The sequence below is a fragment of the Prevotella sp. tf2-5 genome (assembly GCF_900115435.1).
In the GTDB taxonomy this organism is placed as follows: domain Bacteria; phylum Bacteroidota; class Bacteroidia; order Bacteroidales; family Bacteroidaceae; genus Prevotella.
On sequence record NZ_FOWK01000007.1, the window covers coordinates 102829 to 114460 of the forward strand.

Genomic DNA, 11632 nt, shown 5'->3' on the forward strand with positions numbered 1-11632 from the left:
ATATGAGAAAGAAAATCACTCTCAGCTTTTTACTCTGCTTGGTAGCGACTATGACATGGGCAGAGCAAGTCGTCATTGAGACAAGAAATGTCTCAATGGTACTCGATATTGTAAAAGGAGCTCAGCCTCAATATGTGTATTTTGGTGCCAAGCTCAATACCCAGGAACTGCAACACTTACAGAAACCAGAGATGTTCGGGCGGATGAATGCTTATCCAGCCTATGGACTGAACACACCTGCCGAAGCAGCCCTTGCCATGCGACATTCGGATGGCAACCTCTCTACTGCCTTAGAAGTGGAGGGTGTACAACGTGCTGGCAATATCACGACAATCCAACTCAAAGATCCGGCCTATCCTATCATTGTCAACATGAAATACAGAACTTTCCCTGAGGAAGATATGATAGAGGCATGGACGGAAATCACCAATAACGAAAAACAGGCTGTCACCCTGACAACTTTTGCCTCCGCTATGCTACCTATTCGTCGTGGTAACGTCTGGCTCAGTCATTTCTACGGCTCCTGGGCGAACGAGACACAACTGGTAGAGGAGCCCATCACACCAGGTCAGAAAGTGATTGTCAACAAAGACGGTACCCGCAACTCTCATACCAACCATGCTGAGGTGATGTTCTCGCTCGACGGTAAGGGACAAGAGAATTGCGGACAAGTGATTGGAGCCGCTCTCTGCTATTCTGGCAACTACCGTCTGAAGGTGACGACAGACGATACAGAATACCACTATTTCTTTGCTGGTATCAATGAGGACAACTCAGAGTATCACCTGAAGAAAGGAGAGACTTTTGTTACTCCGAAACTCGCCTTGACCTTCTCACAGCAAGGGCTCTCAGGTGTCTCCCGCAATTTCCATAAATGGGGACGTAAGTATATGCTGGCTCATGGTGACAAAGAACGTAAGATCTTGTTGAACTCCTGGGAGGGTGTGTATTTCGATATCAACCAGAAGGGCATGGACCAGATGATGGAAGATATCGCCTCCATGGGTGGTGAGCTCTTCGTGATGGACGACGGCTGGTTTGGCGACAAATATCCTCGTAAGACTGACAATTCCTCACTGGGCGACTGGGTTGTAGACAAGAACAAGTTGCCGGAAGGTATCGAGGGACTCCTTCGCGATGCCAAGAAACACGGTATCAAATTCGGTATATGGATAGAGCCTGAGATGGCTAATACCACCAGTGAACTCTACGAGGCTCATCCCGACTGGATTGTCAAGGCTCCCAAGCGTGATGCTATATTAGGACGAGGTGGCACACAGGTCGTGCTCGACCTCTCCAACCCGAAGGTACAGGATTTCGTATTCAGCATTGTCGACAACCTGCTGACAAAATATCCGGAGATAGATTATATCAAATGGGATGCCAATATGCCAATCCTCAATCATGGCTCTCAGTATCTGACCATGAACGAGCAGAGCCACCTGTATATCGAATACCATCGTGGTTTCGAGAAAGCCTGCCAGCGCATCCGTGCTAAGTTCCCTGATGTCACCATCCAGGCATGTGCCTCCGGTGGTGGTCGTGCCAACTGGGGTGTGCTCCCCTATTTCGATGAGTTCTGGGTCAGCGACAATACCGATGCCCTCCAGCGTATCTATATGCAGTGGGGCACCTCCTATTTCTTCCCAGCCATTGCGATGGCAAGTCATATCTCTGCCACTCCCAACCATACGGTGTTCCGTACGACAGCTTTAAAATATCGTATCGATGTCGCTATGAGTGGACGATTAGGAATGGAGATTCAACCCAGGAACATGACGGACGACGAGAAGGAGTTGTGCCGTAAGGCAATTGCAGAATATAAGCAGATTCGTCCTATCGTCCAGTTTGGTAACATCTATCGCCTTGTGTCTCCTTATGACAAGAAGGGACTTGCCTCATTGATGTACGTCACTGACCAGCAGGACAAAGCAGTGTTCTATTGGTGGAAGACAGAATCATTCCAAAACGAGCATCTGCCACGTGTGAAAATGGCAGGACTGGATGCCAATCGTATGTATAAAGTACATGAGCTGAACCGCATCGACCTCAAGCCGATGAGCATAGAGGGCAAATCGTTCAGTGGTGCCTATCTGATGAATCATGGTTTGGATATGCCATATCGCAACGAGACGGAATGGTCGAAGAAGAACGACTGGTCGAGTCGTGTCCTATTGTTAGAGGCAGAGTAACTCGTATTATCGATATCTCGGAATATCGATATATCGAAATATCTAAAGAATGAATTTCGGAAAAAGCGATAGCCTGCTGGCATCTATTCGTGAAGGACGTGAGATGACACAGGGTGAGAAACTCAGGTTGATTATCAGCCTGAGTATTCCCAGTATATTAGCTCAGATTTCCGCCACCATCATGTTCTTCATAGACGCTTCGATGGTGGGACATTTAGGAGCCAAGGCATCTGCTGCCATCGGATTGGTAGAGACGACGGGGTGGCTGATGGGCGGACTCGGCTCCGCTGCCAATATGGGATTCTCCGTACAAGTCGCCCATGCCATTGGTGCCAACGACTTCAAACGAGCCCGTCGTATCTTGCGACAGTCATTGGTCTGCTGTCTTATCTATAGCCTGACCATCTCCATCATCGGCATCTTGATCAGCGGACAACTTCCCTATTGGCTGGGAGGTACTGAGGAGATTGCCTATGATGCCTCCATCTATTTCGCCATTATCGGTTTCTGCGGTATCTTCTTCCAGATGACAGGACTGGGAAGCTCCATGCTGAAATGCTCCGGTAACATGAGGATACCCTCGGCATTGAATATCTTGTCATGTGTACTGGATGTCGTCTTCAACTATTGTCTTATCTATCTGCTGAACATGGGAGTCATGGGTGCCGCTATAGGGACTGGACTCGCAGAACTGATCACGGCAGGACTGATGCTCTATTTCCTGCTCTGCCGCTCTGACATATTACGACTGAAAGGACGTCCACACCGTTCCTTCCGTCCCCAAGCAGATGTCGTCAACAATGCTGTGAAGATAGGAGCTCCGATGGCATTACAGCATGTGTTGATGGGTGGAGCCCAGATTGTAAGCACCATCATTGTGGCACCATTAGGAACCATAGCCATTGCCGCCCACTCACTTGCCATCACAGTGGAGAGTCTGTGCTACATGCCAGGCTATGGTATTTCTGATGCAGCCACCACTTTGGTAGGACAAAGCTTCGGAGCCGGCAAGCGTCTGCTCACCAAATCATTTGCCTACATGTCAGCAGGACTAGGGATGTGTGTGATGACATTCATGGGAGTACTCATGTTTATCTTCGCCTCTGAGTTGATGAGTATCCTTACACCCGTTGGCGACATCATCGACTTGGGAGCATACTGTCTGCGCATCGAGGCTTTTGCCGAACCGATGTTCGCTGCGTCTATCGTATGCTATGGCGTCTTCGTTGGTGCTGGAGACACTATGAAGCCAGCCATTATGAACCTCACCAGTATGTGGGCTGTACGCCTGTCACTGGCAGCAATACTGGCACCCATCTACGGACTCTCTGGTGTGTGGATTGCTATGGCTGTAGAACTGACTATCCGGGGATCTTTCTTCCTCATCCGACTCTTTTCCGGCAACTGGCTGAAGAAGATAAAAGAATAGAACCCCCAATAGACCAACAAAAAAACAGCCAGGAGATCACTCTTCCGGCATGTTTACTTTCCTTTTCCTATTAATAACTAAAAACTTGCTTTCTCTAAAAACTAATACCTTACTACTAACCTAAAACTACTAACTAACCAAATATCTATTATGTTATCCACAATCTTTTTCTTTTACCTTATGTGTTCCTCTGAATCACGATGCAAAGGTAAGCAGATTTCATTAACCAGCAATGAAATCTTTCTATTTTGAGGAGAAAAAAGGCTTATTCTTGACTTACATCAACAAATTGTGTGCGAACACAGAGTGTATTCTCCACCATATTCGTCAATGTCACAAATTCCTGTACGGTCAGTTGCTCAGGGCGTTTCGTCATGATAGGATCGGAGAAAAAGTCATGTGTCTCTCCATTCTCCTCTTTACTGTTAACCAACTGCCGCAAAGAGACACGCAGCATCTTACGACGTTGGTTAAACACTGTCTTCACCACTCGTTTAAACAAATCCTCGTTACAATCCAGATGTTTCACCTGATTACGGGTCATGCGGATGACAGCACTCTGTACCTTGGGAGGAGGGTTAAAGACAGAAGGCTCGACCGTAAAGAGATATTCCACATCATACCATGCCTGGATTAATACCGACAGGATTCCATACGCTTTTGTGCCAGGCTCCGATGCGATACGCAACGCCACTTCTCGTTGTATCATCCCTGTACAACAAGGAATCAGGTCGCGATTGTCCAACATCTTGAAGAATATCTGCGATGAGATATCATAGGGATAATTACCCGTCAGCACAAACTGCTGTCCGTTAAACACCTGACGCAAGTCCATGCGCAGGAAGTCACCCTCAATGATAGGGTTCTCTTCTCTAAAAAGCGTAGCCTTCAGATACGCCACACTCTCCCTGTCTATCTCCACAACCTTGAAAGGACGTGATTTCTCCACCAGGTACTGGGTCATCACCCCCATACCCGGTCCCACTTCCAATACAGGAATGTCACCATACGGCTCATCCACCGTGTCAGCAATACGCTTGGCGATGGAGAGGTCTGTCAAGAAATGCTGACCCAGGTTTTTCTTCGGACGTACTTGTTTTATCATCGGGCAAAGACTATTCTATGGGCTGGAAACTTGCTTTCGCTTTTTCCTGAGCCTCTATCACACGGTCACACCAAGCGTCGAACTCTGGTTCCTCAACCTGAAGCTCAGGATGACTCAACACATAAGCTACACTACGGCGGACACCCTCATCAAAACGGGTAACAGCCTGGAAGCCAGGTACGGCACGTTTCAGTTTGGTACAGTCGAAAACGACAGTAACAGACTTGTCACCCAACAGATTCCCTGTCAGGTCATATTCCTTAGGAGCCACGGAGGCAAGGAAGTCAGAGGCGACATAATAAGGACGGAAAGTAACTCCTAGGGCACGGGCGACACACTGGTAGACCTGATTCCAAGTCAGTGACTCATCACTCATAATTTGGAAAGCCTCACCTATCGCTTTCGGATTTCCCAAGAGTCCGATAAAACCACGAGCGAAATCCTCATTCCACATCAGGGTCCATAAAGAACTACCGTCACCCTGCACGATCACCTGTTTTCCCTCCATCATCCGCTTCAATACCTGCCAACTGCCTTTCGGTCCGTGGACACTGACGGGCACACCTCGCTCACAATATGTATGACTGGGGCGGACAATGGTCACAGGGAATCCGTTATCACGATACTCACGCAGCAGCAGTTCCTCACAGGCAATTTTATTACGAGAATACTCCCAATAAGGATTGGAGAGTGTAGTACCCTCAGTGATGACATGACTAGCTGCTGGTTTGTTATAGGCAGACGCTGAACTAATATATACATACTGTCGGGTACGGTCTCGGAAGAGACGGATATCACGCTCTACCTGAGCAGGAGTAAAACCAATAAACTCGCAGACAGCATCAAACTGCTCACTGCCAAGTTGTTGCAACACCGCACGCTCATCGTCAATATCCGCGATAACCTGTTTTACACTTGACGGTACCTCGTCCTTGCGACTACCACGATTCAATATCCACAACTCGTGACGGCTCTCCGCTAACTGCCTGGTGATGGCACTGCTGATAGTACCCGTTCCACCGATAAGCAAAATCTTCATGATCGAATGCCTGTAACTTAATTAATATATTTCCTGCTTGCAAATATAATGAAAATCCTGTGAAAAATCAAGATAATCTCACTTTTTTAAGCCCATATTCGAAAATTTACTGTATCTTTGCACTCTACGATGAAGATTAGTAATATCATCCTGAAGATTCTCATGCCACTCCTCCTGGGTGGAGCCATCCTCTATTGGATGTACCGGGGAGAAGACTGGCAACAGATTCGTCATGTGATGACGGACGAGATGGACTGGACGTGGATGCTGTTGTCGTTTCCCTTTGGCATCCTTGCTCAGATGTTTCGTGGATGGCGATGGAAGCAGACATTAGAACCTGTTGACGAGCATCCGCGCACTTCCGTGAGTATACACTCTATCTTCCTTTCGTATGCCGCATCCCTGATGATCCCCCGTGTAGGAGAGTTCACCCGTTGTGGCGTATTGAAGCGTTTCGACAACATATCCTTCCCCAAGGCATTAGGTACCGTCGTCACAGAACGAGCCATCGACTCCCTATTGGTAATGGGTATTACGACGGTGGTATTATTGTTGGAGATGAGCACCTTCGGCATGTTCTTCCGCAAGACAGGCACCAATCTGCATACCATCCTGCATGGTTTCTCATGGGCAGGTTATTTCGTGGCGGCGATATCAGCAATAGCGATTCTTGTCCTGTTACATTTCCTATTACGCAAGCTCTCTATATATAATAAGGTGAAAACAACCTTTAGGGGTATCTGGCAGGGAGTCATCTCTTTGAAGGACGTACGCAACATTCCACTGTTCGTCGCCTTCACCATAGGAATCTGGCTGAGTTATTTCCTGCATTACTACCTCACCTTCTTCTGTTTTGACTTCACGTCACACCTAGGACTGGGGTGCGCACTGGTAACCTTTATCGTCGGCTCCATCGCTGTCATCGTACCCACCCCGAATGGAGCGGGACCCTGGCATTTTGCTGTCAAAACGATGCTGATCCTATATGGCGTCGCTGACGAGCACGCCCTCTATTTCGTCCTCATCGTCCATACTGTCCAGACCATGTTGGTCGTCCTGTTAGGCATCTATGCGTGGGGGGCACTCTCGTTTACCAAAGTAAGATCAAACCCTTAAATAATGATACAATGAACGAAATTCAAAACCTAAACCCTAAGTGCGTCTGGAAGAATTTCCACGCACTCACACAAGTTCCACGTCCCAGTGGACATCTCGAGAAAATCCAACAGTTCCTGCTCGACTTTGGGGAAAAAGTCGGTGTAGAGGTGTTCAAAGACCCCGCAGGCAATATCGTATTCCGCAAGCCAGCTTCAGCAGGGATGGAAAACCGAAAAGGTGTCATCTTACAGGCTCATATGGATATGGTACCAGAGCGTGACACAGAGTCGAGTCATAACTTCGAGACAGACCCCATCCGTACATGGATTGACGACGGATGGGTGAAGGCGAAGGGCACCACACTGGGTGCTGACAACGGACTGGGTGTTGCTGCCATCATGTCTATCATGGAGGATAAGACCCTGAAGCACGGACCTATCGAAGCCCTCATCACCCGTGACGAGGAAACAGGTATGTATGGTGCCAACGATCTACCCGCAGGTGAGTTACAAGGTGACATCCTCATGAACCTTGACTCTGAGCACTGGGGAAAGTTCGTCATCGGCTCCGCTGGCGGTATCGACATCACTGCCACGATGGGGTATCAAGAGACAGACACCGACCCGGAGGATGCCGCCGTCCGTGTCACCTTGAAAGGTCTGCGCAGCGGACATAGCGGTCTGGAGATCAACGAGGGGCGTGCCAATGCCAACAAACTCATGGTGCGCTTCGTCCGTGAGGCCATCGAACAGACAGAGGCACGTCTCGCTTCATGGCATGGTGGGAAGGTGCGTAATGTCATCCCTTACAAGGCAGAAGTTGTGCTGACACTTCCCAAGGAGAACGTCGATGCCCTGAAAGAACTGGCAGACAGCTGGCTTGATGATTTCAACAGACAATACAAAGGTATAGAGACCGGTATTAAGTTCAGTGTCGAGGAAATAGCGACACCAGCTCAGGAAGTGCCCGTGGAGATCCAGGATAACCTCATCAATGCCATCTACGCTTGTCATGACGGCGTGGTACGTATGATACCCTCCTACCCCGATGTCGTAGAGACCTCCAGCAACCTTGCCATCATCGATATCGAGGGTGGTCAGGCTGTCATCAAGATTCTTGCGCGAAGCAGTCGCGAGGATATGAAAGACTATATCGTGAAGATGCTGGAGAGTTGTTTCAATATGGCAGGCATGAAGGTGGAGACCGCCGGATCCTATGGCGGCTGGGACCCCAATCCCGACTCCCCCATCCTGCATCTGCTCTTGAAAGAGTACAAACAGTTGTTTGGCAAGGACGGCATCATTCAGGTCGATCATGCTGGTCTTGAGTGTTCCGTCATCCTTGGCAAGTACCCACACCTCGATGTCGTCAGCTTCGGTCCCACGATGAAGTCACCACACACCACTAGCGAGCGTGCCCTTATTGAGACCGTCGACCCCTTTTGGCAACTGCTGAAGAAGACATTGGAGGATATTCCACAAAAGTAAGAAAATAAAAGGTAAAAGGGTAAAAAAGGGGGCACAGCCTTTACTTTTTTACCTTTTTTTCTTTTTTCTTTTAAATATTTTCGTACCTTTGCAACCGAATAACCAAAATAGTAACAAATAAAATGGACGATTACCCGGCGAATCATTACAATTCGTAAGGCGTGAGGACAGCAGGCAAGACCGCTAATCCTCTTGCCGCTAAGACCGTTTTTCTAAAAAAGGATTAGCATTATGAAGACTTTCTGGAACATGACAGGTGGGCTCAGCCAACTCGAGGAGTGGCAGCCAAATTGTTGGATACAGGTGACATGTCCAACAGAAGAGGATATCCAGATGCTGGAAGAGCAGTATCAGATACCCGATTATTTCCTCTCAGACATCAGCGATACCGACGAGCGTGCCCGCTATGAGTACGACGACGGATGGATGCTCATCATCCTGCGTATCCCTTATGTCAAGGAGGTACGCTCACGTACACCATATACTACAGTGCCCTTGGGTATCATCCATAAACGTGATGTCACCATCACCGTATGCTACTACGAGACGAACATGATGATTGACTTCGTGTCCTACCAGCAGAAGCGTGGTGAGGGCTTCACGGACTATGTCGATATGATCTTCCGACTTTTCCTCTCCAGTGCGGTCTGGTATCTGAAGCGACTGAAACAGATATCCATGCTCATTGAGAAGGCAAAACGCAACCTCGACAAAGAGGTGAACAATGAGAGCCTGATCGGATTGTCACGCCTGCAAGACTCGCTCACCTATTTCAACACCTCTATCCGAGGCAATGAGACGCTGCTCTCCAAACTGAAGTTCAAATTGCAGATTGACGAGCTCGACGCCGACTTGATCGAAGACGTGAATATCGAGATGACACAGGCCCGGGAGACAACCAATATCTACTCGAACATCCTCGAGTCGACGATGGACACCTACCAGAGTATCATCAACAACAACATGAACACCATCATGCGTACGCTGACCTCTGTGACCATCATCCTGATGCTGCCCACTTTGATATCCAGTTTCTTCGGCATGAACCTCATCAACGGCATGGAAAGTAACCCCGTAGGATTCATTATTGCTATCGTCCTGTCACTTGCTATTTCCATTGCCTCATGGTTCTTCTTCCGTCATAAACGACTGATTTAGCCCTATTTTGGAAAATAATTGGCAAAAAATTAGGTACTTTCATGTTTTTTTACTAAGTTTGTACCTTGATATGTGTGTACTAACCATTTTCATTAACTAAAAAAGAATAGACGATGGACTCTCAAGAACAAGCTCTCGAACAAGAGCAGAACGTGGAACAGAACGTAGTGGAAACAAAGGCAACTGCCCCGGTAGAAGAGGTGACGGCTCCCGCAGAAGAGGTGAAAGCTCCCGCAGAGGAGGCGACGGCTCCTGCTGAAGAGGTGGCAGCTCCCACTGAAGAGGTGGCAGCTCCCGCTGAGGAGGTGGCAGCTCCCGCTGAGGAGCCTGAGCGCAAACAGTACCAGACCAAGAAAGAGGTACTGGAACGTGCCCGTGAGATCGCCCAAGGGGAAGAAGCACCACAAAAAGAGGAGGTAGACTACCTGAAGACTGTCTTCTATAAAATGCATATCGCAGAGCGAGAGGCCCGTTTGAAAGAATATATCGATGGTGGTGGTGACCCAGAGGCTTACCAGATACTGCCTGATGTGGACGAGGAGGCTTTCAAGGCTGAGATGAGCATCATCAAGGAGAAGCGCCAGAAGCTCTTCAAGGAACAAGAGCAGGAGAAACAAGAGAACCTCCAGAAGAAGCTCGACATTATCGAGAAAATCAAAGGAATGGTGACCTCTCCCGAGGAAGCCAACAAGTCATACAAGGAATTCAAGGCGTTACAGGAAGAATGGAAGGAGATCAAGAACGTCCCTGCCGAGAAAGCCAACGAGCTATGGCGTAACTACCAGCTCTATGTCGAGCAATTCTATGACCTGTTGAAACTCAACAGTGAGGCTCGTGAGTATGACTTCAAGAAGAATCTTGAGTTAAAGACGAAACTCTGCGAGTCTGCCGAGAAACTTGCCGACGAGCCAGAGGTGATCAGCGCCTTCCACCAGTTGCAGAAGCTCCACCAGGAGTTCCGTGAGATCGGTCCTGTGGCAAAGGAACTGCGTGAGGAGATATGGAGCCGCTTCAAAGCTGCCTCAACAGTTATCAACAAGCGTCACCAACAGCATTTCGAGGAGCTGCGTGCCAAGGAAGAGGATAACCTCGCCCGCAAGACTGCCCTCTGTGAGAAAGTAGAGGCGATTGCCGCTGAGGAGAACAAGGGTAGTGCCGACTGGGAGCGTCATACCAAGGAGATTATCGCCATTCAGGCTGAGTGGAAGACCATCGGTTTTGCTCCCCAGAAGATGAATGTCAAGATCTTCGAGCGTTTCCGTGCCGCTTGTGATGACTTCTTCGGACGGAAGGCAGAATACTTCAAAGGACTCAAGGAGAACTTCAAGGAGAATGCGGAAAAGAAGCGTGCCCTCATCGAGAAGGCAAAAGCTTTGCAAGACTCTACCGACTGGAAGTCGACAAGTGACAAGCTCATCAACCTGCAGCGCGAGTGGAAGACCATCGGTATGGTTCCCAAGAAACTGGGTGACCAGCTGTGGGAGGAATTCCTGGGAGCCTGCAACAAGTTCTTCGAGGCTCGTAACGCTGCCGGCGTAAGTGGTCGTGGTGAGGAATACCAGAACCTGGAGAAGAAGCGTAGCATCATCGAACAGCTGAAAGCCGCTGCCCAAGAGGCTGGCGACGGTCTGCAAGAGAAGGTACAGCAACTCGTGGAGCAGTACCAGTCTATTGGTCACGTACCCTTCAAGGAGAAGGACAAGCTCTATGAGGAATATCACGCTGTTGTCGACAAGCTCTATAAAGAACTGAATATCAGTGTGGCTAAGCGTCGCCTTAACAAGTTTAAGGACAACCTCAAGCAAGTAGCTGACCGCGGTGCCGATGCCCTTGACAACGAGCGGGCTCGCCTGATGCGCCAATACGAGCAGTTGAAGGCTGAGGTTCAGACCTACGAGAACAACCTCGGTTTCCTCAACGCTGCCTCCAAGAAGGGCAACTCCCTCATCGACGAGATGAATCGTAAGGTGCAGAAACTGAAAGACGAGGTACAACTCGTACGTGAGAAGATCAAAGCGATTGACGCTAAGAACAACGAGAAAGAATAAAGCAAAACGAGGAAGCAACAATTGCTTCCTCATTTTTTTTGAATATCTTCATTATGTGGTATGTATGTTAGATGTA

8 protein-coding genes are annotated in these 11632 nt (G+C 48.7%); 6 read left to right on the forward strand and 2 right to left on the reverse strand.

What is annotated here, in order from left to right:
* The first annotated feature begins 2 nt into the window (after window positions 1-2).
* Both BM257_RS08950 and BM257_RS08955 read left to right on the forward strand, forming a co-directional pair.
* A complete protein-coding gene (locus BM257_RS08950; protein WP_092071322.1) occupies window positions 3-2192 on the forward strand; it encodes an alpha-galactosidase in 2190 nt (729 codons plus the stop codon).
* A 49-nt stretch (window positions 2193-2241) separates the two neighbouring features.
* Entirely contained in the window at window positions 2242-3621 is a 1380-nt protein-coding gene (locus BM257_RS08955) for an MATE family efflux transporter (protein ID WP_092071325.1), read from the forward strand.
* Between the two features lie 265 nt (window positions 3622-3886).
* On the opposite strand, the gene rsmA is transcribed toward BM257_RS08955, so the two are convergent.
* Window positions 3887-4723: a 16S rRNA (adenine(1518)-N(6)/adenine(1519)-N(6))-dimethyltransferase RsmA gene (gene rsmA, locus BM257_RS08960; protein WP_092071475.1), complete on the reverse strand. Its 837-nt coding sequence runs from the start codon at window positions 4721-4723 to the stop codon at window positions 3887-3889.
* A 13-nt stretch (window positions 4724-4736) separates the two neighbouring features.
* A complete protein-coding gene (locus tag BM257_RS08965; RefSeq protein ID WP_092071328.1) occupies window positions 4737-5765 on the reverse strand; it encodes an SDR family oxidoreductase in 1029 nt (342 codons plus the stop codon).
* A 129-nt stretch (window positions 5766-5894) separates the two neighbouring features.
* Here BM257_RS08965 and BM257_RS08970 point away from each other — a divergent pair, with 129 nt between their 5' ends.
* The 4 genes from BM257_RS08970 (at window position 5895) to BM257_RS08985 (ending at window position 11556) form a co-directional block, all read left to right on the forward strand.
* Entirely contained in the window at window positions 5895-6881 is a 987-nt protein-coding gene (locus BM257_RS08970; protein WP_092071330.1) for a lysylphosphatidylglycerol synthase transmembrane domain-containing protein, read from the forward strand.
* Between the two features lie 11 nt (window positions 6882-6892).
* On the forward strand, window positions 6893-8350 hold the full coding sequence (locus BM257_RS08975; protein WP_092071333.1) for an aminoacyl-histidine dipeptidase: 1458 nt from the start codon (window positions 6893-6895) through the stop codon (window positions 8348-8350).
* Window positions 8351-8581: 231 nt separating this feature from the next.
* A complete protein-coding gene (locus tag BM257_RS08980) occupies window positions 8582-9508 on the forward strand; it encodes a magnesium transporter CorA family protein (protein ID WP_092071336.1) in 927 nt (308 codons plus the stop codon).
* Between the two features lie 113 nt (window positions 9509-9621).
* Window positions 9622-11556: a DUF349 domain-containing protein gene (locus tag BM257_RS08985; RefSeq protein WP_092071339.1), complete on the forward strand. Its 1935-nt coding sequence runs from the start codon at window positions 9622-9624 to the stop codon at window positions 11554-11556.
* The last annotated feature ends 76 nt before the right edge of the window (window positions 11557-11632 follow it).